18 protein-coding genes are annotated in these 23,220 nt (G+C 69.9%); 11 read left to right on the top strand and 7 right to left on the bottom strand.

Annotation, left to right across the window (positions count from 1 at the left end; genetic code table 11):
• Nucleotides 1-264: 264 nt before the first annotated feature.
• From AC07AG_RS30145 to AC07AG_RS30110, 8 genes are all read left to right on the top strand, one after another.
• A complete protein-coding gene (locus AC07AG_RS30145) occupies nt 265-3,462 on the top strand; it encodes an alpha-L-rhamnosidase (protein ID WP_478759272.1) in 3,198 nt (1,065 codons plus the stop codon).
• A gap of 33 nt (nt 3,463-3,495) precedes the next feature.
• Complete coding sequence (rhaI, locus tag AC07AG_RS30140; RefSeq protein ID WP_478759271.1) at nt 3,496-4,665, top strand: L-rhamnose isomerase; 1,170 nt, start codon at nt 3,496-3,498, stop codon at nt 4,663-4,665.
• 5 nt (nt 4,666-4,670) lie between these two features.
• Nucleotides 4,671-6,710, top strand: a complete 2,040-nt coding sequence (locus tag AC07AG_RS30135; protein WP_478759399.1) for a bifunctional aldolase/short-chain dehydrogenase — start codon at nt 4,671-4,673, stop codon at nt 6,708-6,710.
• A 330-nt stretch (nt 6,711-7,040) separates the two neighbouring features.
• A complete protein-coding gene (locus tag AC07AG_RS30130) occupies nt 7,041-8,525 on the top strand; it encodes a rhamnulokinase (protein ID WP_478759270.1) in 1,485 nt (494 codons plus the stop codon).
• 98 nt (nt 8,526-8,623) lie between these two features.
• Nucleotides 8,624-9,385 carry a (Fe-S)-binding protein gene (locus AC07AG_RS30125; RefSeq protein ID WP_478759269.1) on the top strand — a complete coding sequence of 254 codons (762 nt, stop codon included), beginning with the start codon at nt 8,624-8,626 and terminating at the stop codon, nt 9,383-9,385.
• Between the two features lie 71 nt (nt 9,386-9,456).
• On the top strand, nt 9,457-10,923 hold the full coding sequence (locus tag AC07AG_RS30120) for a LutB/LldF family L-lactate oxidation iron-sulfur protein (protein WP_478759398.1): 1,467 nt from the start codon (nt 9,457-9,459) through the stop codon (nt 10,921-10,923).
• On the top strand, nt 10,920-11,573 hold the full coding sequence (locus AC07AG_RS30115) for a LutC/YkgG family protein (RefSeq protein ID WP_478759268.1): 654 nt from the start codon (nt 10,920-10,922) through the stop codon (nt 11,571-11,573). Before AC07AG_RS30120 ends, AC07AG_RS30115 begins: the two co-directional genes overlap by 4 nt.
• A gap of 22 nt (nt 11,574-11,595) precedes the next feature.
• Nucleotides 11,596-12,759 (top strand): ABC transporter ATP-binding protein, encoded by a 1,164-nt coding sequence (locus AC07AG_RS30110; protein ID WP_478759267.1) that lies wholly within the window; start codon nt 11,596-11,598, stop codon nt 12,757-12,759.
• Nucleotides 12,760-12,820: 61 nt separating this feature from the next.
• Here AC07AG_RS30110 and AC07AG_RS30105 read toward each other — a convergent pair whose 3' ends face one another.
• Genes AC07AG_RS30105 through AC07AG_RS30095 form a run of 3 tightly spaced genes read right to left on the bottom strand, consistent with a single transcriptional unit; the run spans nt 12,821 to nt 15,119 of the window.
• A complete protein-coding gene (locus AC07AG_RS30105) occupies nt 12,821-13,765 on the bottom strand; it encodes an ABC transporter substrate-binding protein (protein ID WP_478759266.1) in 945 nt (314 codons plus the stop codon).
• On the bottom strand, nt 13,765-14,442 hold the full coding sequence (locus AC07AG_RS30100; protein WP_478759397.1) for an ABC transporter permease: 678 nt from the start codon (nt 14,440-14,442) through the stop codon (nt 13,765-13,767). The genes AC07AG_RS30105 and AC07AG_RS30100 overlap by 1 nt, the downstream gene beginning before the upstream one ends.
• The gene (locus AC07AG_RS30095; RefSeq protein ID WP_478759265.1) at nt 14,439-15,119 is read right to left on the bottom strand and encodes an ABC transporter permease; all 681 of its coding nucleotides are present in this window, start codon (nt 15,117-15,119) and stop codon (nt 14,439-14,441) included. The genes AC07AG_RS30100 and AC07AG_RS30095 overlap by 4 nt, the downstream gene beginning before the upstream one ends.
• Nucleotides 15,120-15,430: 311 nt before the next feature.
• Between AC07AG_RS30095 and AC07AG_RS30090 the strand changes: the two genes are divergently transcribed.
• The 3 genes from AC07AG_RS30090 to AC07AG_RS30080 all read left to right on the top strand — a co-directional run bounded on the left by AC07AG_RS30090 (nt 15,431) and on the right by AC07AG_RS30080 (nt 18,357).
• Complete coding sequence (locus AC07AG_RS30090; RefSeq protein WP_478759264.1) at nt 15,431-15,874, top strand: NUDIX hydrolase; 444 nt, start codon at nt 15,431-15,433, stop codon at nt 15,872-15,874.
• A gap of 44 nt (nt 15,875-15,918) precedes the next feature.
• Nucleotides 15,919-17,790: an ATP-binding cassette domain-containing protein gene (locus tag AC07AG_RS30085; protein ID WP_478759263.1), complete on the top strand. Its 1,872-nt coding sequence runs from the start codon at nt 15,919-15,921 to the stop codon at nt 17,788-17,790.
• A gap of 114 nt (nt 17,791-17,904) precedes the next feature.
• A complete protein-coding gene (locus AC07AG_RS30080; RefSeq protein ID WP_478759262.1) occupies nt 17,905-18,357 on the top strand; it encodes an SPW repeat protein in 453 nt (150 codons plus the stop codon).
• 83 nt (nt 18,358-18,440) lie between these two features.
• Here AC07AG_RS30080 and AC07AG_RS30075 read toward each other — a convergent pair whose 3' ends face one another.
• The 4 genes from AC07AG_RS30075 to AC07AG_RS30060 form a co-directional block, all read right to left on the bottom strand.
• Nucleotides 18,441-19,853 (bottom strand): GH1 family beta-glucosidase, encoded by a 1,413-nt coding sequence (locus AC07AG_RS30075; RefSeq protein WP_478759261.1) that lies wholly within the window; start codon nt 19,851-19,853, stop codon nt 18,441-18,443.
• A gap of 44 nt (nt 19,854-19,897) precedes the next feature.
• Entirely contained in the window at nt 19,898-20,794 is an 897-nt protein-coding gene (locus AC07AG_RS30070) for a carbohydrate ABC transporter permease (protein ID WP_478759260.1), read from the bottom strand.
• The gene (locus AC07AG_RS30065; RefSeq protein WP_478759259.1) at nt 20,787-21,743 is read right to left on the bottom strand and encodes a carbohydrate ABC transporter permease; all 957 of its coding nucleotides are present in this window, start codon (nt 21,741-21,743) and stop codon (nt 20,787-20,789) included. Before AC07AG_RS30065 ends, AC07AG_RS30070 begins: the two co-directional genes overlap by 8 nt.
• Before the next feature lie 68 nt (nt 21,744-21,811).
• Nucleotides 21,812-23,134 carry an ABC transporter substrate-binding protein gene (locus tag AC07AG_RS30060; protein ID WP_478759258.1) on the bottom strand — a complete coding sequence of 441 codons (1,323 nt, stop codon included), beginning with the start codon at nt 23,132-23,134 and terminating at the stop codon, nt 21,812-21,814.
• Nucleotides 23,135-23,220: the final 86 nt, after the last annotated feature.

The following is a 23,220-nucleotide window of genomic DNA, read 5'->3' as shown; positions in this document are numbered from 1 at the left end:
AGGAACAGGCATCGGGCGCCGGCGGTCAGGGGTCGGGCGTCATCAGGAGTCACCCGCCGGACACTCGGCGTGAAAGGTTTCAATCAATTTTCAGGGAAGCTAAACCCGCACCAACTACGGCGTCAATGGGCGTGCCCTGAAAATCCTTTCGCCACTTGACGCACCAAGGGCGAAGCACACCAGCCCCCTTGACATCAGCTGGCGCTCTCCCTAGCTTCGCCTCTCGTGAAACGATTCATCGTCGAGTCGTTACGGAGTCAAGTTGTGATCAGCAGAAGACGACTGCTCAGCACCACCGCCACGGCCGCCCTGGGAACGGCGATGGCCGCCGGGGCAGTTCCGACGGCCCATGCCGCCCCTTCCGCGGGGGGCCGGGCCCTACGCGTGACCAGACCGACCGTCGAGTACGTGAGACACCCGCTCGGTCTCGACGTGCCCCGTCCGAGGCTGAGTTGGCCTCTGGCGTCCACCAAGGAAGGCCAGGCACAGAGCGCGTACCACGTGCGTGTGGCCACCGCCCCGGGCCGCCTCACCGAGCCCGACGTCTGGGACAGCGGCAAGGTCGCGTCGAGCGACTCCGTCCTGGTCCCTTACGCGGGCCCCGCCCTCAAGTCCCGTACGCGCTACTACTGGTCGGTGCGGGTCTGGGACAGCGCGGGCACGGCCTCCGAGTGGAGTGAGCCCTCCTGGTGGGAGACCGGGCTCTCCGGGGAGAAGGACTGGACGGCACGGTGGATCGGCGCACCCGCGTCCCTCGTCGGCGCGCCCGCCCTGGACGACGCCTCGTGGATCTGGTTCCCCGAGGGTGACCCCGCGAACAGCGCCCCGGCGGCCACCCGTTGGTTCCGCGGCCGCGTCGATGTCCCCGAAGGGGTCACTCGCGCACGTCTCGTCACCACGGCCGACGACGGGTACACCGCGTACGTGAACGGCACGCAGGTGGCGCACGCCGAAGCGGACAGCGCCGCCGACAACTGGCGCCGGCCCGCGGTCGTCGACGTGACCTCCCAACTGCGCCCCGGCCCGGCGGTCGTCGCCGTCTCGGCCACCAATGCCACGACCGGTCCCGCCGGCCTGCTCGGCCTGCTCGAGGTGACGACCGCGGACGGCGTGCACACCCTCGCCACCGACGGCACGTGGAAGAGCACCGACAAGGAGCCCTCGGGCGACTGGCGGTCGGCGGAGTACGACGACGGCTCCTGGCCGGCGTCGAAGGTCCTCGCCCCCTGGGGTTCGGGACCTTGGGGCAAGGTCGCCCCCAACCACTGTCCCGCCGCCCAACTGCGCCACGAGTTCCGCCTGCGCCCCGGCAGGACCGTCGCGCGGGCCCGGCTGTACTCCACGGCCCTTGGCCTCTACGACGCCTGGCTGAACGGCGAGCGCGTCGGCGACGACCGCCTGGCACCCGGCTGGACCGACTACAACAAGCGCGTCCAGTACCAGACGTACGACGTGACCAAGCAGCTCAAGTCCGGCGCCAACGCGCTCGGCGTGACGGTCGCGGTCGGCTGGTACGCGGGGAACGTCGGCATGTTCGGCCCGCACCAGTACGGCGACCGCCCCGCGTTCCTGGGCCAGTTGGAGGTCACGTACACCGACGGCTCGACCGACCGCGTACTGTCCGGCACCGACTGGCGCGCCGCCACGGGCCCGGTGACCGCCGCCGACCTCCTGTCGGGCGAGGACTACGACGCCCGCCTGGAGACAGCGGGCTGGACGCGCGCCGGATTCGACGACTCGGACTGGGTCGCGGCCGACGCCGTCGACAAGGTCAAGGCCGCTGTCGTCGCCCAGATCGACGGGCACACGCGCGTGGAGAGCGAGATCTCCACCCGCAAGGTGAGTGAGCCCAAGCCCGGCGTGTTCGTCTTCGACCTCGGCCAGAACATGGTCGGCGCGGTCCGCCTCACCGTCTCCGGGAAGGCCGGCACGAAGGTCCAGCTGCGCCACGCGGAGGTCCTCAACCCCGACGGCACGATCTACACCACCAATCTGCGGACCGCGCGCGCCACGGACACCTACACGCTCAAGGGCGGCGGCAAGGAGACGTTCGAGCCGCGGTTCACCTTCCACGGCTTCCGCTACGTGGAGGTGACGGGTTACCCGGGCAGGCCACCGCGCGACGCCGTGGTGGGCCGCGTGATCCACACGTCGGCCCCCTTCACCATGGACTTCAAGACCGACGTCCCCATGCTCAACCAGCTGCACAGCAACATCACATGGGGCCAGCGCGGCAACTTCCTGTCCATCCCCACGGACACCCCCGCACGTGACGAGCGGCTCGGCTGGACCGGTGACATCAACGTCTTCGCTCCGACCGCCGCCTACACGATGGAGTCGGCGCGCTTCCTCACCAAGTGGCTCGACGACCTGCGCGACGGGCAGCCCGACGACGGCGCCTTCCCCGATGTGGCCCCGTTCATCGGCACGGTCGGCAAGGGAGTGGCCGGCTGGGGCGATGCCGGTGTGACCGTCCCCTGGGCGCTTTACCAGGCGTACGGGGACACGCGCGTCCTGGAGCAGTCCTGGGCCTCGATGCTGAAGTGGCTCGACTACCTGGAGAAGCACAGCTCCGGATATCTGCGCCCCGCCGAGGGCTACGGAGACTGGCTCAACATCCAGGACGAGACGCCCAAGGACGTCATCGGCACGGCCTACTTCGCGCACAGCGCCGACCTGGTCGGGCGGGCCGCCGAAGCGCTCGGCAAGGACCCGGCCCCGTACAAGAAGCTCTTCGGCAGCGTCCGTGACGCCTTCCGCGCCGCGTACGTGACCGGCGGCGGCCGGGTGAAGGGCGACACGCAGACCGCGTACGTCCTGGCCCTGTCCATGGACCTGCTCGCCGACAGCGACCGCGCACCGGCGGCCGCCCGTCTCGTGGAGCTCATCAAGTCCAAGGAATGGCACCTGTCGACGGGCTTCCTGGGCACCCCGCGACTGCTTCCCGTCCTGACGGCCACCGGCCACACGGACGTCGCCTACCGTCTCCTCGTCCAGCGGTCCTTCCCCAGCTGGGGCTACCAGATCGACAAGGGCGCCACGACGATGTGGGAGCGCTGGGACTCCATCAAGCCGGACGGCAGCTTCCAGGACGCCGGCATGAATTCCTTCAACCACTATGCCTACGGCTCGGTGGGTGAATGGATGTACGCGAACATCGCGGGCATCGCTCCGGCCGACCCGGGCTTCCGCAAGATCCTCGTCCGCCCGCGCCCCGGCGGCGGCGTGACCGAGGCCCAGGGCAGTTTCGACGCGGTCTACGGCCCGGTCACCACCCACTGGAAGACGGACTCCGCGGGCTTCCGCCTCACGCTCACCCTGCCCGCCAACACCACGGCGGAGGTATGGATTCCCGCCGACAAGCGAACGCAAGTAACCCACGGTGCGACGGAGTTCCTGCGGATGGAGGACGGCTGCGCCGTCTTCGCCGCGGCCTCCGGCACACACCACTTCTCCAACTGACCCACCCCGACCGCTCTTTCGGAAGGCTGCGCGATGACCGCCGGAACCAGCAAGGACGCCGTGAAAGCGGCACTCACCACCCAGGCCCTGGAGACCCCGTCCTGGGCGTACGGCAACTCCGGTACGCGCTTCAAGGTCTTCGCGCAGCCAGGTGTCCCCCGCACGACCCGGGAGAAGCTGGACGACGCCGCCCGGGTGCACGCCCACACGGGCGTGGCGCCCAAGGTGGCCCTGCACATCCCCTGGGACAAGGTCGACGACTACGCGGCGCTCGCACAGTACGCCTCCGAACGCGGCGTGACGCTCGGCGCGATCAACGCCAACGTCTTCCAGGACGACGACTACAAGCTCGGCTCGGTCACCAACCCGGATCCGACGGTCCGGCGCAAGGCGCTCGACCACCTCCTGGAATGCGTCGACATCATGGACGCGACGGGTTCGCGCGACCTGAAGCTGTGGTTCTCCGACGGCATCAACTACCCGGGCCAGGACGACATCCGTACCCGCCAGGACCGCCTCTCCGAGGCCCTGCGCACCACCTACGACCGCCTCGGCGACGACCAGCGCATGCTCATCGAGTACAAGCTCTTCGAGCCGGCCTTCTACGCGACGGACATCCCGGACTGGGGCACGGCGTACGCGCACTGCCTGAAGCTCGGTCCCAAGGCCCAGGTCGTCGTCGACACCGGCCACCACGCCCCGGGCACCAACATCGAGTTCATCGTCGCCACGCTGCTGCGCGAGGGCCGTCTCGGCGCCTTCGACTTCAACTCGCGCTTCTACGCGGACGACGACCTGATGGCGGGCGCCGCGGACCCCTTCCAGCTCTTCCGGATCATGTACGAGGTCGTCCGCGGCGGAGGCCTGACCTCCGACATCGCGTTCATGCTCGACCAGTGCCACAACATCGAGGCGAAGATCCCCGCGATCATCCGCTCGGTGATGAACGTGCAGGAGGCCACGGCGAAGGCACTGCTCGTCGACGCCGACGCGCTCGCCGAGGCCCAGCGGACCGGCGACGTCCTGGCCTCCAACGCGGTCCTGATGGACGCCTACAACACGGACGTCCGGCCCCTACTGGCAGAAGTCAGGGAGGACTCGGGGCTCGACCCGGATCCCATGAGGGCCTATCAGCAGTCAGGCTGGCAGGAGCAGATCGTCAAGGACCGCGTGGGCGGCGAGCAGGCCGGATGGGGGGCATGAGCGACATGACACAGCACGCACGGATCAAGGAACTCCTGGACCGCGCCCACCGCTTGGGCGCCGACCCGCGCAACACGAACTACGCGGGCGGCAACGCATCGGCGAAGGGCACGGCCCCCGACCCGGTCACCGGCGCGGACACCGACCTGATGTGGGTCAAGGGCTCGGGCGGCGACCTGGGCACCCTCACCGAGGAGGGCCTGGCGGTCCTGCGCCTGGACCGCCTCCACGCCCTCAAGGAGGTGTACGGGGGCGCGGATCACGAGGACGAGATGGTCGCCGCCTTCGACTACTGCCTGCACGGCAAGGGCGGCGCGGCCCCTTCCATCGACACGGCCATGCACGCCCTGGTGGACGCACCGCACGTGGACCACCTCCACCCGGACTCGGGCATCGCCCTGGCCTGCGCGGCGGACGGCGAGAAGCTGACGGCCGAGTGCTTCGGCTCCACGGTCGCCTGGGTTCCCTGGCGCCGCCCCGGTTTCCAACTGGGCCTGGACATCGCTGCGGTACAGGCGGCGAACCCCGGCGCCATCGGCTGCGTCCTGGGCGGCCACGGCATCACGGCCTGGGGCGCCACGGCCGACGAGTGCGAGCGCAACTCGCTGCACATGATCCGCACAGCGGAGGCATTCCTCACCGAACACGGCAAGCCCGCCCCGTTCGGCCCGGCACTGGACGGCTACGCCCCGATGCCCACCCCCGAGCGCCACCACCGCGCGGCGGGACTGGCCCCGTTCATCCGCTCACTGGCATCCCAGGACCGCCCCCAGATCGGCCACTTCACCGACACGGACACCGTCCTCGACTTCCTGTCCAGCACGGAACACCCGCGCCTGGCGGCCCTGGGCACCTCCTGCCCCGACCACTTCCTGCGCACGAAGATCAGGCCCCTGGTCCTTGACCTCCCGCCCACCGCACCCCTCTCGGAGGCCATCACCCGCCTCAAGGAGCTCCACACCGCGTACCGAGAGGAGTACGCGGCCTACTACACCCGCCACGCCGACCCGACCTCCCCCGCGATGCGCGGCGCCGACCCGGCCGTCGTCCTCATCCCGGGCGTAGGAATGTTCTCCTTCGGCAAGGACAAACAGACAGCACGCGTGGCAGGCGAGTTCTATGTGAACGCCATCAACGTGATGCGCGGAGCCGAGGCAGTCTCCACGTACGCCCCGATCGACGAGTCGGAGAAGTTCCGCATCGAGTACTGGCCCCTGGAAGAGGCCAAGCTGCAGCGCCTCCCCCGCCCCAAGCCCCTGGCCACCCGCGTCGCCCTGGTGACCGGCTCGGGCAGCGGCATCGGCAAGGCGATCGCGCACCGCCTGGTGGCGGAGGGTGCCTGCGTCGCGGTGGCGGACCTCAACGCGGAGAACGCCGCAGCCGTGGCGGAGGAGCTGGGCGGCCCGGACAAGGCGATCGCCATCCCCATGGACGTCACGTCCGAAGAGCAGATCGCCGACGCCTTCACAGCCGCGGCTCTCGCTTTCGGCGGGGTCGACCTGGTCGTGAACAACGCGGGCATCTCCATCTCCAAGCCCCTGCTCGACACCATGGCCCGCGACTGGGACCTGCAGCACGACATCATGGCCCGCGGCTCCTTCCTCGTCTCCCGCGAGGCGGCCCGCATCATGCGGGACCAGGCGCTGGGCGGCGACATCATCTACATCACGTCCAAGAACGCGGTCTTCGCCGGCCCGAACAACATCGCGTACTCCGCCACCAAGGCGGACCAGGCCCACCAGGTCCGCCTCCTCGCGGCCGAGCTGGGCGAGTTCGGCATACGCGTGAACGGCGTCAACCCGGACGGAGTGGTCCGCGGCTCGGGGATCTTCGCGGGCGGCTGGGGTGCGCAGCGTGCGGCGACGTACGGAATCGAGGAGGAGAACCTGGGCGCGTTCTACGCCCAGCGAACCCTCCTCAAGCGCGAGGTGCTCCCCGAGCACGTGGCCAACGCGGTCTTCGCCCTGACGGCGGGCGATCTGTCCCACACGACAGGCCTCCACATACCCGTGGACGCGGGCGTCGCAGCGGCGTTCCTCAGGTAACCGACAGTTCCTCCGGTCGGCACCGCACGTCCGACCGGAGGGACGTCTGGGGCAGATGAGAGGCCCCACCGGCCCGCAGCCGCGCATCCGACGCGAGGGAACGTGCCGGTATGTCCGCCCGGAGCACGGCTCCCGGCACTCCGGCACCAAGCAGCGACACGGCCACCGGACGATGGCGAGGACGGACATACCGGCGCGGCCCCGCCCCAAAGAGCACCACGCGACCACCGACCACCCGCATCCACACCCACGCGCACCGGCACCGGCACCCGCACCCGCACCCGCACCCGCACCCGCACCCGCAACGGACCTTCAACCCTGCGAGCCCCCATGACCAACCCCCGCTCACACCACCGCTTCGCCGCGATCGACCTGGGCGCCTCCAGCGGACGCGTCATGGTGGCCCAGGCAGGCCCCGACACCCTCACCCTCCAGGAAGCGCACCGCTTCCCCAACCGCCCGGTCCGCACCGCCGGCACCCTGCACTGGGACATCCTGTCCCTCTACGCCGGAGTCATCGACGGCCTCCGCGCCGCAGGCTCCGACGGCCCCCTCACCTCCGTCGGCATCGACGGCTGGGCCGTGGACTACGGCCTCCTCGACGCCGACGGAGTCCTCCTGGGCAACCCGGTCCACTACCGGGACACTCGCACCGAGGGCATCGCAGCCACAGCGTGGACAACAGTCCCACCCACCGAGCTCTACGCCACGACAGGAATCCAGTACGCCCCCTTCAACACCCTCTACCAACTCATGGCCGCCCAAGGAACAGCCCAACTAGACGCCGCCAGGCACCTGTTGCTGATCCCGGACCTCCTGACGTACTGGCTGACAGGCGAACCGGGCACGGAGCTGACCAACGCCTCCACCACCCAGCTGATCGACCCCGGCACACAGGACTGGTCCCGCGAGGTGGCGACGCGCCTCGGTGTCGACCTCGGACTGTTCGCACCCCTACGCCACCCGGGCGACCTCGCAGGCCACCTGCTCCCGCACGTCCTCGACGAGACGGGCCTGACCACCCCCACCCCCGTCACCACGGTCGCCTCGCACGACACCGCGTCAGCAGTGGCCGCCGTCCCGGCCACCACCGAGAACTTCGCCTACATCTGCACCGGCACCTGGTCGCTGGCAGGCCTGGAGCTGACCGCCCCCATCCGCACGGAGGAGAGCCGCGAGGCCAACTTCACCAACGAGCTCGGCATCGACGGCACGGTCCGCTACCTCCGCAACATCATGGGCCTGTGGCTGCTCCAGGAGTGCCTGCGCACCTGGGAGGCATCGACCGGCGCCCCCGACCTGGAGGCACTCCTTCGCGAGGCGGCCCAAGTCCCCGCCCTCCGCTCCCTCGTCAACGCGGCGGACCCCGCCTTCCTGCCCCCCGGCAACATGCCGCACCGCATCGCCCAGGCCTGCGCGGCCACGGGCCAGCCAGCCCCCCGAACCCCCGCCGAGACAACGCGCTGCATTCTGGACTCCCTGGCACTGGCCCACCGCCGCGCCATCGAGGACGCCCAACGCCTCGCGGACCGGGCCGTGGACGTCGTCCACATAGTCGGCGGCGGCGCCCGCAACGCCCTCCTGTGCCAACTGACCGCGGACGCCTGCGGGCTGCCCGTCCTCGCGGGCCCGGCGGAGGCGGCCGCGCTGGGCAACGTACTCGTGCAGGCAAGAGCGCACGGCCTGGTGGGCGACGACCGCCATGCCATGCGCTCCCTGCTGGCCCGCACCCAGCGGTCGACCCGCCACGAGCCGACCACCGACCCGGCACACCGAGCAGCGTGGGAAGAGGCCGCGCGACGCGTCCCCGCATGAGGCGTCCCCGCATGACGCGTCCTCGCACCATGACTCCCGCAAAGCGCGCGCAGCGCATACGCTGCACCCATCCGATGATCGACGAGGAGGAACCCGCGATGCGTGTCGCTCTGTTCCTGACCTGTGTCAACGACACGCTCTATCCCGACACAGGCCGCGCGGTGGTGAAACTGCTGACCAGGCTAGGAGTTGACGTCGACTTCCCGATGGCGCAGACCTGCTGCGGGCAGGCGCACTACAACACGGGTTACCGCCACCAGGCAGAGCCGCTCGCCCGTCATTTCTCCGATGTATTCGGCTCGGACGAGTACGACGCGATCGTGACGCCGTCCGGCTCGTGCGGCGCGATGGTCCGCGAGCTGTACCCCCGGATGGGAGAGCGAGCTCGTTCCGAGGGCCGGGGCGACGGCCTGGCGGCCACGCTGGCACCCGTCGTTCCCAAGACCTATGAACTCACCGAGTTCTTGGTGGACATGCTCGGTGTGACGGACGTCGGGGCGTACTACCCGCACACGGTGACGTACCACCCGACCTGCCACGGTCTGCGCAGCCTCGGCCTGGGCGACCGTCCCACGCGGCTGCTCCAGGCGGTCAAGGGCCTTGAGCTGCGCGCGCTCCCGGGCGCGGACGAGTGCTGCGGTTTCGGCGGCACCTTCGCGATGAAGAACTCCGATGTCTCGTCGGCGATGGGCACGGACAAGGTGCGCAACGCCGAGTCGACGGGCGCCGACACCCTCTGCGCGGCGGACAACTCCTGCCTGATGCACATCGGGGGCACGCTGACCCGTCTCAAGAGCGGAGTACGCCCGGTCCACATCGCGGAGATCCTGGCGAGCACGGAAGAGGAGCCCCTCGGATGACCAAGACGAGCGGCACGACTGACACGACCGACACGGCTTACACGACTGCCACGAGCGGCACGTTCGTGGGCATGCCCGCCTTCCCCACCGCGGCCCGCGAGGCCGTGGGGAACAAGACCCTGCGCGCCAATCTGCGGCACGCCACCCACACGATCCGCGACAAACGGGCCCGCGCCGTCGCCGAGCTGGACGACTGGGACCAGCTCCGCGAGGCGGGCAAACGGATCAAGGACGAGACACTGCGCCATCTCGACCGCCATCTCCTCCAGTTGGAGGAGTCGGTCACGGCGGCGGGCGGCACCGTGCACTGGGCCGCGGACGCCGACGAGGCGAACCGCATCGTGACCGCGCTGGTCAAGGCCACTGGCGAGACCGAGGTGGTCAAGGTCAAGTCGATGGCCACGCAGGAGATCGGCCTCAACGAAGCGCTGGAGGCCGAGGGCATCCACGCGTACGAGACCGACCTGGCCGAACTCATCGTGCAGCTCGGCAAGGACCGCCCCTCGCACATCCTCGTTCCCGCCATCCACCGCAACCGCGGCGAGATCCGCGAGATCTTCGCACGCGAGATGAGCGAGTGGGGCCGCCCGGCGCCGGACGGACTGACCGATACCCCGGCCGAGCTCGCCGAGGCCGCCCGTCTCCACCTCCGGGAGAAGTTCCTGCGCGCCAAGGTCGGCGTCTCGGGGGCGAACTTCATGGTCGCCGAGACGGGCACCATGGTCGTCGTCGAGTCCGAGGGCAACGGCCGCATGTGCCTCACGCTCCCCGAGACGCTGATCTCGGTCGTCGGCATCGAGAAGATCGTGCCGACGTGGCGGGACCTGGAGGTCTTCCTGCAGACGCTCCCCCGCTCCTCGACGGCGGAGCGGATGAACCCCTACACCTCGATGTGGACGGGCCCGTCACAGGAGGACGGACCGAGCACCTTCCACCTCGTGCTCCTGGACAACGGCCGCACGGACACGCTCGCCGACGAGGTGGGCCGCCAGGCACTGCGCTGCATCCGCTGCTCGGCCTGCCTCAACGTCTGCCCCGTGTACGAACGGGCCGGAGGCCACGCGTACGGCTCGGTCTACCCCGGCCCCATCGGAGCGATCCTCAGCCCCCAACTCCGCGGCACCCAGAGCGAGATCGATGCCTCACTCCCGTACGCGTCGTCACTCTGCGGCGCCTGCTACGAGGTGTGCCCGGTGGCCATCGACATCCCCGAAGTCCTCGTCCACCTGCGGGAGCGCGTGGTCCAGGGCGGCGAGGTGACACGGCACGGCACGAAGGTGACGCTGCGGCCCGCGAAGGGGCACGCCGCGGAGCGGGCGGCGATGCGCGCGGCGGGCTGGGCGTTCGGCCGTCCGGGAGTGCTGCGCACCGGGCAGCGGCTTGCGTCAGGGACCCGGCGCATCCATCCGCGCACGCTGCCGGGCCCCGGCCGGGCGTGGAGCGCGACGCGGGATCTGCCGAAGGTGCCCGCGGAGCCGTTCCGCGACTGGTGGCGACGGACGAATGGCGGCCGGGCGGAGAAGGGCGGCAAGAAGTGAGCAGCAGGGACCAGATCCTGGGCCGCGTGCGGCGAGCGCTGGCGGACGTACGCGACGGCGAGGAGAAGGGCGTCCACGACACGGCCGTCCCTCGCGACTACCTCCGTGAGCACGGCGACCGCACCACCGAGCAGACCGTCGACCTGCTCGCGGAGAATCTCGCCGACTACCGCGCACTCGTGCACCGCTGCGCGGCCGAGGAACTGCCGGAGCTGCTCGTGCGCCTGCTCGTGGCACGCGGCGCACGGACCGTGCTCGTGCCGCCCGGCCTTCCGCCGCACTGGCTCGCGGCCGCCGACGTCACCCGCGTCCACGACCGCGCCGCGAGCACCCCGCACGAGCTCGACGAGGTCCACAGCGTCGTCACCGGCTGCGCGGTCGCCGTCGCCGAGACCGGCACCATCGTCCTGGACGGCGGCCCCGACCAGGGCCGTCGGCGCATCACGCTGGTCCCCGATCACCACATCTGCGTCGTACGGGTCCCTGACCAGGTGGTCTCCTCCGTCCCGCAGGCACTCGAACGGCTCGACCCCGCCCGCCCGCTGACCTGGATCTCGGGACCGTCCGCGACCAGCGACATCGAACTGGACCGGGTGGAGGGCGTGCACGGCCCGCGCACATTGGAGGTGGTGCTGGTGAGCGGTCCGTGACGTGCCCGGTTAGCGTGAGGACATGATCCGGTTCGAGCAGGTGAGCAAGCGCTACCCGGACGGCACCATGGCCGTGGACGAGCTGTCCTTCGAGGTCGGCCAGGGTGAACTGGTCACGCTCGTCGGACCGTCCGGGTGCGGCAAGACGACCACGATGATGATGGTGAACCGCCTCATCGAGCCGACCGCGGGCCGCATCTTCGTCGACGACGAGAACATCGCGGACGTCGACCCGGTCCGCCTGCGCCGCCGTATCGGCTATGTCATCCAGCAGGTGGGGCTCTTCCCGCACCGGACGATCCTCGACAACACGGCGACCGTCCCCGCACTGGTCGGCTGGAAGAAGGCGAAGGCGCGGGCGCGGGCGGCCGAGCTGCTCGACCTGGTGGGCCTCGACCCGAAGACGTACGGCTCCCGCTACCCCGAGCAGCTGTCCGGCGGCCAGCGCCAGCGTGTCGGCGTGGCGCGCGCCCTGGCCGCCGATCCGCCCGTACTCCTCATGGATGAGCCGTTCGGTGCGGTCGACCCGGTGGTGCGCGAGCAGCTGCAGGACGAGTTCCTGCGGATGCAGGCCACGGTCCGCAAGACGGTTCTCCTGGTCACGCACGACATCGAGGAGGCGGTCAGGCTCGGTGACCGGATCGCTGTGTACGGGCAGGGGCGCATCGAGCAGTTCGACACGCCGGGGGCGGTGCTCGGCACTCCGGCGACTCCGTACGTCGCCGAGTTCGTGGGCGCCGACCGGGGCCTGAAGCGTCTCTCGGTCACCGACATCCAGGCGGACGACCTGGAGCAGCCGTCGGTGGTCCGCCTCGACGAGTCCGCCGCGCTCGCCGCCGCCCGGCTGCGCGAGCAGGACGCCCGCTGGGCCGTCGTCCTGGACACGGACGGGGACCTGCACGGCTGGGTCGGCATCGACGAGGTGGCCCTGGCCGGGGAGGGCGGCCGTGTCGGCGATCTGGCCCATCGCATGAAGGCGTGGGTCCCGGTCGGCGCCCCGCTCAAGCAGGCGTTCGGCGTGATGCTCCAGCACGACGCGGGCTGGGTCGCGGTCCTGGACGGGGCGCGCTTCCTGGGCGTACTGACCCCGGCGAAGCTGCACGAGGCCCTGCGCCGCTCGGTGGACGCGGACGCGCAGGGCGTTCCACGGGACCAGGTGGAGTTCGACTCGGTCGCCGACGCCTGAGCCCGTACGGCCGATGCCGGGCCCCGTACACCCGCACACCCGCACACCCGCACAACGGACGTCAGAGCAGCCCCTTCTCCTCCAGGTACGTCCGCGCGACGTCCTGCGGCAGCCGGCGCCAGCTGTCCACCTGCTCGTTCATGGATGCCAGGTCCGCCGTCGTCAGCACGGCGTTGAGACGGCCGAGTGCTTTCGAGACGCCCTCGCTGCCCGCGCGGGAGCGGTTGACGACCGGGACGATGTAGTCGGCGTTCTGGAGATTCTTGTCGTCCTTCAACAGGACGAGGCCGAAGTCGTCGAGCGTGGCGTCCGTCGACGTGGTCAGGACCATCTGGTCCTGCCCGCTCTGCACGGCCTTCTTGGCCTGGGTCGTGCCCACGCCCTTGGGGTCGACTGAGGTGATGTCGATGCCGTAGACCTTCTTCAGGCCGGGTTCGCAGTAGGGGCGCTGCACGCATTCGTCGCCCGCGGCGAGGCGTACCTTCAGGCCGGACTTGCCGAGGTCGCTCAGCGTCTTCAGGCGGTGCTGCTCGGCGAAGGACGCGGTGACGGCGAACGCGTTCTGGTCGACGGCCTTGCCCGGGTCGAGGACGGTGAGGCCACGCGGGGCGGCGAGGCCGCGCAGGGCCTTCATGGTGGCGTCGAGGTCGGGCGAGCCGACCGGCTTGGCGTCCGCGCCGTTCTTCTTGGCGTTCAGCCAGTCCGCGAACGTCGCCGCGTACTCGGGGACGACGTCGATCTGCCCGGACTCCAGGGCGGGTTCGTACAGCTCGCGGTTGGCCACGGAGAGGATCTCGGCGCCGTATCCGGCCTTCGTCAGGAGCAGGGAGTACATCTGGGCGAGCAGATCGCTCTCGGTGAATCCCGCCGAGCCGACGACCAGGTGATGGCTGTCGCCCGGCGGCGCCGTGACCTCGCCCTGGGTCTCCAGGGACGGCCCCGAGGAGCAGCCGGACAGGATCAGCGCGAAGGCCGCCGTGGCGCCCGCTCCCGTGAGTCGCTTCATCAGGTCCGCCCTCTCCCCCGTGCCCACCCGGGGGCGAGCCGTTCGCCGATCTCGAAGAGCCCCTCGACGATCAGCGCGAACACGGCGACCAGCACGGCGCCCGCCACGACCTGCGGGGTGCTTGCGAGGTTGAAGCCCGCCGTGATGATCCGGCCGAGTCCCCCGCCGCCGGCGAGCGCCGCGATCGTGGCGGTGGCCACGAGCTGCACGGCGGCGATCCGCACCCCGCTGAGGACCAGCGGCATCGCGAGCGGCAGTTCGACCCGCCACAGCATCTGCCGTCCCGTCATGCCCATGCCGCGCGCGGCCTGTACGACGCTGCGGTCGACCCCGCGCATGCCGACGTACGCGTTGGTGAGCAGCGGCGGCACGGCGAACAGGACGAGCGCGACGACGGTGGGGCCCTCGCCCCAGTTGCCGATCGGGGTGAGGAGCAGCAGGACGAGGACCGCGAAGGTGGGGACCGCGCGGCCGACGTTGGAGATGTTGACCGCCAGGGCCCCGCCCTTGCCGAGATGGCCGAGGACGAGCGCGACCGGCAGCGCGATCAGACAGCTCAGGATCAGACACACCACGGTGAGGACGAGGTGCTGGGTGAGCCGGTGCCAGATGCCGTCGTCGCCCGCCCAGTGCGCCGAGTCGGTGAGCCACTGCCAGGCGTCGCTGATGGTGTTCATGAGCGCACCGCCCTCGTCCACGGGGTGAGGATCCGCTGCACGCCCAGGAGCAGCAGATCGGCCAGTACGGCGATGACGACGCACAGCACGGACGCGGTCAGGACCTGCGCCTTGAAGTAGGTGTTCATGCCCGCGTAGATGAGGTTGCCGAGCCCGCCGAAGCCGACGATCGCGCCGACCGTGACGAGGGAGACCGCGGAGACGGTGGCGATGCGCAGGCCCGCCATCGCGGCGGGCAGCGCGAGCGGCAGTTCGACGGTGAGCAGGAGCCGGACGGGTCCGTAGCCCATGCCGCGGGCGGCCTGCCGGGTGTCCTCGGGGACGGCGCGCAGCCCGGCCAGGATGTTGCGGACGAGCAGCGTCAGTGAGTACAGGACGAGCCCCGCGACCACGAGGGACGCGGAGAGGCCGTACACGGGAAGCAGCAGCGAGAACATCGCGAGCGAGGGGATCGTGTAGAGGACCGTGGTCAGCGCCAGGACGGGACCGGCCGCCAGGGCCCAGCGGCGGGCGACGACGGCCAGCGGGACGGCGATGACGAGCGCGATGAGGACGGAGACCGCGGTCAGTTCCAGATGCTGGAGGACGGCGTCGACGATGATCTGGCGGCGGGTGCTCAGATACTCGCCGCAGATCCACTCATTGCGCGCGAGGCAGTCGTCCGGGGGCGCGGTCACGTGTCCATTCCAGCGGGCGGGAACGGGGGTCGGCGCGTTCTGGTCCCCCGTACGGGCGTCGGGACGATTCGCCGACGATTCGCCCTTACGAGAACCGGGCCAGTCCCGGCAGCGGCAATCCCCGGATCGGGTGGTTCGATCCGGCAGAGTGAATCGAACGCAAGATCACGGCTCTCCGGCCCACCCGCGCGGCCCTCCGGGTGCGGCATCGAACTTTAGGGCGAGACTTCGCTCCCGCGTCACCGTTACGCATCACTGCTCGGCGGGGTTTTCCGAGCGTCTGTCCGTACCGATGCCGCCAGGGAGCCCCATTGGAACTGCACGCCAACATCGTCGGTGTTCACCTTGTGTTCGAGCGAGCGGGCAGGGTCCTGCTCGGCCTGCGCTCTCCCGACTCCGCCTACGCCCCCGGCACCTGGCACCTTCCGGCCGGTCATCTCGAACGGGAGTCCGCCACGGGGTGCGCCGTGCGCGAGGCGCACGAGGAGCTCGGCGTCACCATCCATGAGCAGGACCTGAGGCTCGTCCACATCGTCCACCACCGGGACGGCGACGACGGCAGGGCGCGGATGCAACTGCTCTTCCACGTACTCGCCCACTCCGGCACCCCCTCGATCCGCGAACCCGACCGCTGCAGCGCCCTGGAGTGGTGGCCCTACGCCGCCCTTCCGTCCCCCCTCGTCGACTACACCGCCGTCGCCCTGACCGGTATCGCCGCGGGCCGCACGTACACGGAGATGGGGTGGTCGGCGTGACGGAGCCCCTGAAACCCCTGAAACCTGTGGCACCTGCGACACCTGTGGCAGCCCCGCCCCTGCCCCCGCCCCCGCCGCCTCCGGCAGAGCTCAGGTTCGAGGGGAATCCCGGCAAGAATCCGCTCGGCGAGGCCTCCTTCCGGCAGATGTGCTCGCGGCTGCCGGCGGTCCTGGCCCGGACGACCCGGATGGCGTGGGAGACCGACCGGCGCGCCGTGCTCCTGCTCCTGTTCTGCCAGCTCCTCGTCGGGGCCGGTTCGGCCGTGCAGCTCGCCTTCACCGCCACGGCCATGCAGCCCGTCCTCGGCAACGGTCCGGCCGCCGACCGCCTGCGCGCGGCGCTCCCCGCGCTCCTGGTCATCGCCGTCGCCGCGGCCGTCACGCGCGTCGCCACGGCGCTCTGCTCGTACGCCGACGGACGCATCACCCCGCGCCTGACGACCGGCGCCGACACCGCCCTGGTCGAAGCGGTGTGCCGGGCGGAGGCCGTCGCGTACGCCGAGCCGGGGTTCGCCGACCGGCAGGAAGCGGCCGAGATGGGGGTGACCCGCAGCCGCATGATGGTGCAGGACGCCACGCGGTTCACGGCCGCCCTGGTGCGCATGGTCACCGCGGGCGGTGTGCTCTCCGTGCTGCACCCGCTGATGTTCCCGCTGCTCGTCCTCGCGGTCGTGCCCGCCGGGGCCGGAGCGGTCCTTTCGGCACGCGTCACCTACGAGACGCATTACGCGAACGTCGGCGACCGCAACGTACGCCAGATGATGCGGTGGTGGTCGACGACCCCGAAGTACAGCGACGAGGTGCGCGCGAACGGCATGACCGGGTACCTGCTGCACTGGTACCGCGCCCTGTCCGGCCGCATCGACCGGCGCACCCTGACGGCCGCGCCCCACATGCTGCGCATCGTCCTGGCCAGTTCGGCGCTCGGCGGTGTCTTCCTCGTCGGCACCTGGGCCACCCTGGCCTGGCTCGCCGTCACGGGGCGCGTGGATCTCGCCGCGGCGGCCACGGCGGTCGTCGCCGTGCAGACGTCACTGGCCGCGCTCTCCCAACTGGTGATCCACGGCGCGGCGATGTTCCACACCGGCCTCTACCTCGCCGACATGCGGTCGTTCCTCGACCTGGCCCACGAACTCGCGCCCAAGAGGGGCGAGTTGACGGCCCCGGCGCAGGTGACGGAGATCCGCGTCGACGAGGCGTCTTATCAGTACCCCGGCAAGGAATCCCCGGCCGTCGACCACGTCTCCCTCACCCTGCGCCGCGGCGAGATCGTGGCCGTCGTCGGCGAGAACGGCTCGGGCAAGTCCACCCTCACGCGCCTGATCACCGGCATCTACCTCGCCGACAAGGGCCGGGTGACCTGGGACGGAATCGATCTCGCCACGGCGGATCCGGACACCGTGTGGGCCCGCACCGGCCTGGTCCCGCAGAACTTCGCCCAGTGGCCGCTGCGGGCCAGGGAGAACGTGACGCTCGGCCAGCCCCGCACGGTCGACGACGGGCCGGTGTGGGACGCCCTCGACACGGTCGGCATGCGCGGCGCGATCGAGGCCCTGCCCGGCGGTCTTGACACCCTGCTGGCCCGCGAGCTCTGGGGCGGCTGCGAACTCTCGGGCGGGCAGTGGCAGCGGCTCGCCTGCTCCCGGGCGCTCTACCGGCGCCCGCCCCTGCTGATCCTGGACGAGCCGACCTCGCAGATGGACGTCCGCGGCGAGCGCGACGTCCTCGACGCGCTCAAGGCGACCGCCGCGGACCAGATCACCGTCGTCGTGACGCATCAGCTGGAGAACACCAAGGTGGCGGACCGGATCATCGTCATGCGCCACGGCCGGATCACGGAGCAGGGGCCGTACGAGGAGCTCGCCCACGGAGGCGGCCTGTTCGCCGAACTCCTCGCCCTCTCCAAGGACCGCTAGACCCAGAAATGCCCCACAACTACACATAAAGAAAAAATAAGAGCAGAATGGATATGCGCGACATCCCGCCGCGCGACATGATCAGGCCTGCACGAACCAGAGGAGACGAGTCTCATGGCCGACGTCTCACACAGGGGAGACATAGCCGCTCACCCTGACGTATCCGAAATGCGGGATCGCTATGCCCGCGTACTCGGTGGACGCGATGTGGCACTCGTGGACGGGCCCGTGTTCCTCACGGGCCTCTTCTGTGCCATCTCCCCGTGGGTGGTCCACTTCACCGCAAGCCAGCCCGTCCTCGCGACGCACAACCTCATCATGGGCATCGCGATCGGCCTGCTGGGTCTTGGATTCACCGTCGCACCGGCCAGGATGTACAGCCTGAGCTGGGCCATGTGCGCCATGGGCGTATGGATGATCGTGTCGCCGTGGATCGTCGGCACGAGCCCTGACATGGGCGTCATCCTCACCAACGTCATCATCGGCGGCCTCACCTTCCTGCTTGGCCTCGTGTGCACCGGCGCGGCCGCGAAGGAGGGACGCAAGACCACCCCGAATACGACCTGACCGAGGAAGGCGGGGCACGGACGCCGCAGCGGCCCCCGGATCGGCGGAGAGCCGGGAGCCGCTGTCGGCACGCGCGGACCGTGTCAGGCGGCGCGGCTCACCCGCCCCTGGTGGCCGCGGATGATGTCGGCGTAGCGCAGACCGCTTCCCTTGACGGTGCGGCGCTGCGTCTCGTAGTCGACGTGCACCAGGCCGAAGCGCTTGTCGTAGCCGTAGGCCCATTCGAAGTTGTCGAGCAGCGACCACGCGTAGTACCCGGCAAGGGGCGCCCCCTTGCGGGCGGCGCTCGCGCAGGCCGCGAGGTGACGGATCAGGTAGTCGGTGCGCTCCTGGTCGTCGATCGTTCCATCGGGGCGTACGACGTCGGGGTAGGACGAGCCGTTCTCGGTGACGTACAGCTTGCGCGCCCCGTACTCGTTCGTGAGGCGCAGCAGGAGCGTCTCGATGCCGCTCGCGTCGATCTCCCAGTCCATGCCGGTGCGGGGCACCGACTCGCGGCGCACCTGGTGGGCGTGGGGCGCGGGGCCCGCGGGGTCGTCGGAGACGACGGCCGGGAAGTAGTAGTTCAGGCCCAGCCAGTCCAGCGGCTGCGCGATGGTCGCCAAGTCACCCGCACGCTCCGGGAGTTCGACCCCGTACACCTCGAGCATGTCGGCGGGGAAGCCGCGGCCGTGGACCGGGTCGAGCCACCAGCGGTTGGTGTGGCCGTCCACGCGGCGGGCGGCGGCGACGTCCTCGGGGCGGTCGCTCGCGGGCTCGACCGTGGAGAGGTTGTTGACGATGCCGATCTGCGCGCCGGGCGCCGCCGCGCGGATCGCCTGGGTGGCGAGGCCGTGCCCGAGCAGCAGGTGGTACGAGGCGCGCACGGCGGCGGTCAAATCGGTCAGGCCCGGTGCCATCCGGCCTTCGAGGTGGCCGATCCACGCCGAGCAGAGGGGTTCGTTGAGCGTGGCCCACTGGGTGACGCGGTCGCCGAAGCGCTCGGCCGCGAGGGACGCGTACGCGGCGAAGTGCTCGGCCGTCTCCCGCTCGGGCCAGCCGCCGCGGTCCTGGAGGACCTGCGGCAGATCCCAGTGGTAGAGGGTCACCGACGGAGTGATGCCCGCTTCGAGCAGCCCGTCGATCAACTGGTCGTAGAAATCAAGGCCCTTGGGGTTCGGCGGGCCGTCGCCGCCGGGCACGATGCGCGGCCAGGCCAGGGACAACCGGTAGGCGTTGGTGCCCAGTTGCTTCATCAGCGCGATGTCCTCGCGCCAGCGGTGGTAGTGGTCGCAGGCCACGTCACCGTGATCGTCGTTGTCGATCTTTCCGGGGGTGTGCGAGAAGGTGTCCCAGATCGAGGGGGAACGGCCGTCCTCGGTGACGGCCCCTTCGATCTGGTACGCCGATGTGGCCGTGCCCCACGTGAAGTCGTGCGGGAGTGCGGCAAGGTCGATGAGCTCGGACACGGACGTCCTCTCAGACGTAACGGGATCAGACGTAGGGATGTCAGGCATACGGGGATCAGGCATACGGGGTTCAGGCATGAGGGGGTGGTGGGTCACTTGACGGCTCCGGCGGTGAGGCCGGCGACCAGATAGCGCTGGAGCAGGAGGAAGCCCGCGACCACCGGCACGCTCACGACCAGCGATGCGGCCATGATCTGGTTCCAGTAGACGTCGTTCTGGGTGGAGTAGCCCTGCAGGCCGATGGCGAGGGTGCGGGTGCCCTCGTTCGTCATGACGGAGGCGAAGAGCACTTCTCCCCAGGCGGTCATGAACGCGTAGACGGCGACCGCGACGATGCCGGGGATCGCGGCAGGCACGACGACCCGGAAGAGCGCTCCGATCGGCCCGCAGCCGTCGACGAGCGCCGCCTCGTCCAGATCGCGCGGCACCGAGCCGAAGTACCCGATCAGCATCCAGATCGAGAAGGGCAGCGAGAAGGTCAGATACGTGAGGATGAGACCGGCCCGCGAACCGAACAGGGCGATCCCGGTGGCGTTGCCGATGTTGACGTACATCAGGAACAGCGGCAGCAGGAACAGGATGCCGGGGAACATCTGGGTGGACAGGACCGTCACCGTGAAGACGCGCTTGCCGCGGAACTGGTAGCGGCTGACGGCATAGGCCGCGAAGACGGCGATCACCACCGAGCAGACGGTGGCCGCGCCCGCCACGATCAGCGAGTTCATGAAGTACTTCGCCAGCGGGACGGTCTTCCAGATGTCGATGTACGGGCGGATGGTGAGCCCGCTCGGCATCCAGCGGAACTTGCCCGACACGTCTTCCAGGGGCTTGAGCGAGCTGGACACCATCACGAACACCGGAAGCAGCACGAAGCCCGTGAGCAGCGTCAGGAAGATCCGCCGTGACCAGAGGAACGAGCGGGGCGCCGCCATCGGCGACCGGGGCTTCGCGGCCCCCCGGGGGCGCACGGCCATGCGGAGGCTAGACATGCACGGACTTCCTCTCGCGCGACGTGACCCACAGATAGACGCCCGTCACCGCGAGCAGGAACAGGAGCAGCAGGACCGACATGGCCGATCCGGTGCCGAAGTTCCAGGTGGCGAACGACGATTGATAGATGTGGATGGAGATCAGGTCCGCCGCTTCGGGCGCCGATCTGCCGAACAGGACGAACGGCGTGTTGAAGTCGTTGAACGTCCACAGGAACAGGACGAGCACGAGGACCTGGTTGACGGGGCGCAGGGACGGCAGCGTGATGCGGCGGATCTGCTGCCACATCCCCGCGCCGTCGAGCGCGGCCGCCTCGTACATCTCCCTGGGGATGTTCTGCAGCCCGGCCATCATGATGAGGAAGGCGAACGGCCAGCCCTTCCACACCGAGACGGTGAGCAGCGCGACGAAGCTGTTGTCGCCGATGAGCCAGAACGGCGCGCTGTCGGTGAGGCCCAGCTGGTCGTGGAGCACGTGGTTGATCAGGCCGTTGTCACGCTGGAACATGAAGCCCCAGGTGATCACCGCCGCGTACACGGGCAGTGCGTACGGGACGAGGAAGAGCGCCCTGAGGATGCCGCGTCCCTTGAACGTCTCCTGCAGGTAGATCGCCGCGGCCGTCCCGATCAGCCAGCAGAGGCCGACCGAGAGGAGCGTGAAGGCACAGGTGACGAAGAACGAGTGCAGCAGCGCCTCGCCCACCGGCGCGTCGAAGTCGACCGCGATCTTGTAGTTGTCCAGGCCCGACCAGGGCGCGGCGCCCCAGTCGCGGATGAAGAACTGGGTGAGCTCCTTGAAGCTCATCACGCCGCCGATGACGATCGGCAGCAGATGGACGAGGAGTTCGAGCAGGAGGGCGGGGAGCAGCAGGAGGTACGGGAGGCTGATGCGGCGGAGCCGTCCGGGACGGCGGCGGCGCGGGGCGCGTCCCGTCTCCGGAGTGGTCACGGACGGCTCCTTCGCGTCCTGAACGATGGTCGCGGTTCCAGTGGTCCCAGTGGTCACGGTCGCATCACTCACTGCTGGGACATCTGCTGCTGCGCCTTGACCAGTTCGGCCTTCACCGACGCGGTGGTCACCTCACCGCCGTCCGCGGCCTTCGCGAAGAGGTTCTTGACTGCGGTGCCCACCGCGGTCTCGAACTGCGACTCGTTGGCCACCTGGGGCAGCGGCGCGGCGCTCTTGGCGAGGGTGTCGCGCAGGACCTTCAGCTCGGGACGGTCGAAGGCGGCGTCCTCCTGCGCGGCCTTGACGGGCGGCACGGATCCGTAGGACTTGCAGAGGATCTTCTGCTCCGCGTCGCTCGTCATGAACTTCACGAACTTCAGCGAGCCGTCGATGTTCTTGGTGTTCTTGAAGACGGCCATGTTGATGCCCGCGACCATCGAGTTGGTCGCCTTGCCCTGACCCGGAGCTCCGGACCCGACCGGCACGGGCGCCACGCCCCACTCGTCGTCGCTCATGCCCTGCGACTTGAAGGTGGTGGCGGCGGCCTGCCACAGCACCATCGCCGTCTTGTCCTTGGCGAAGTCGCTGAGGGACTGGTTCTGCGCGTACTCGGCGTTGCCCGGGGCGACGATCTTGTCCTTCGCCATCATGTCGACGTACTGCTTCACGGCCGCGACGGCACCGTCGGAGGTGAAGTCGGCCTTGCCGTCCTCGGTGAAGAAGTCGGCGCCGTGCTGCTTGCCGAGGGCGAAGACCTGGTGGATGTTGTTCGAGAGGTTCGACCCCTCCGCGCCCAGGGCCCACTTGCCGCCCTTGGAGATCTTCTTGCCGTCCGCGACCAGCTCGTCCCAGGTGGCGGGCGGCTTCTCTATGCCGGCCTCCTTGAACATCTTTTTGTTGTAGTAGAGGGCGTACGCCATGGAGTACAGCGGGACCGCGGCCGGGTCCTTGTCCGCCGCCCCGGCCGAGCCGAGCGCGGACTCCACGAAGCGGTCCTTGCCGCCGATCTTGGCGAAGTTCTTCTCGTCCCAGGGCAGCAGGGCTCCGCTGGCCTGCAGTGAAGCGCTCCAGGTGTTGCCGATGTTGAGCACGTCGGGGCCCTGGCCCGACGTCGTCGCGGTAAGGATCTTGGTGAGCAGCTCCGACCAGGGGATCACCTCGAGCTTGACCTTGATCCCCGTCTGCTTCTCGAACTTGGCGAGTTCGGGCTTGAGGATCTTCTTGTCCGCCTCGAGATTGGGGCCTTGGTTCGACGCCCAGTAGGTCAGCGTCTTCGGCGAGTCGTTGGACCCCCCGCCGCCCGTCGTCGAACCGCCGCCGCAGGCGGTCGCGGTGAGGGCGAGCGAGAGGGTGGCGGCGCCGACGGAGGCGGCGGCTCGGAATCTGCGCATGGCTCCAGGTGTCCCTTCCGGAGGGAGTCATGGGGAGGTGGCTGGCCCGGCGCCGGGTCGAGCAGGCGCCGCGTTCAACTCTTGAA

The sequence above is a fragment of the Streptomyces sp. NPDC044044 genome, assembly GCF_056434405.1.
The sequence above is the reverse complement of the archived record's forward strand: the minus strand, read 5'-3'. Positions and strand labels throughout refer to the sequence as shown.

Coding starts and splice junctions, on each gene's coding strand:
- rhaI (WP_478759271.1), top strand. CDS start 3,496: ATGACCGCCGGAACCAGCAAGGACGCCGTGAAAGCGGCACTCACCACC.
- AC07AG_RS30135 (WP_478759399.1), top strand. CDS start 4,671: ATGACACAGCACGCACGGATCAAGGAACTCCTGGACCGCGCCCACCGC.
- AC07AG_RS30130 (WP_478759270.1), top strand. CDS start 7,041: ATGACCAACCCCCGCTCACACCACCGCTTCGCCGCGATCGACCTGGGC.
- AC07AG_RS30125 (WP_478759269.1), top strand. CDS start 8,624: ATGCGTGTCGCTCTGTTCCTGACCTGTGTCAACGACACGCTCTATCCC.
- AC07AG_RS30120 (WP_478759398.1), top strand. CDS start 9,457: ATGCCCGCCTTCCCCACCGCGGCCCGCGAGGCCGTGGGGAACAAGACC.
- AC07AG_RS30110 (WP_478759267.1), top strand. CDS start 11,596: ATGATCCGGTTCGAGCAGGTGAGCAAGCGCTACCCGGACGGCACCATG.
- AC07AG_RS30105 (WP_478759266.1), bottom strand. CDS start 13,765: ATGAAGCGACTCACGGGAGCGGGCGCCACGGCGGCCTTCGCGCTGATC.
- AC07AG_RS30100 (WP_478759397.1), bottom strand. CDS start 14,442: ATGAACACCATCAGCGACGCCTGGCAGTGGCTCACCGACTCGGCGCAC.
- AC07AG_RS30080 (WP_478759262.1), top strand. CDS start 17,905: ATGGCCGACGTCTCACACAGGGGAGACATAGCCGCTCACCCTGACGTA.
- AC07AG_RS30075 (WP_478759261.1), bottom strand. CDS start 19,853: ATGCCTGACATCCCTACGTCTGATCCCGTTACGTCTGAGAGGACGTCC.
- AC07AG_RS30070 (WP_478759260.1), bottom strand. CDS start 20,794: ATGTCTAGCCTCCGCATGGCCGTGCGCCCCCGGGGGGCCGCGAAGCCC.
- AC07AG_RS30060 (WP_478759258.1), bottom strand. CDS start 23,134: ATGCGCAGATTCCGAGCCGCCGCCTCCGTCGGCGCCGCCACCCTCTCG.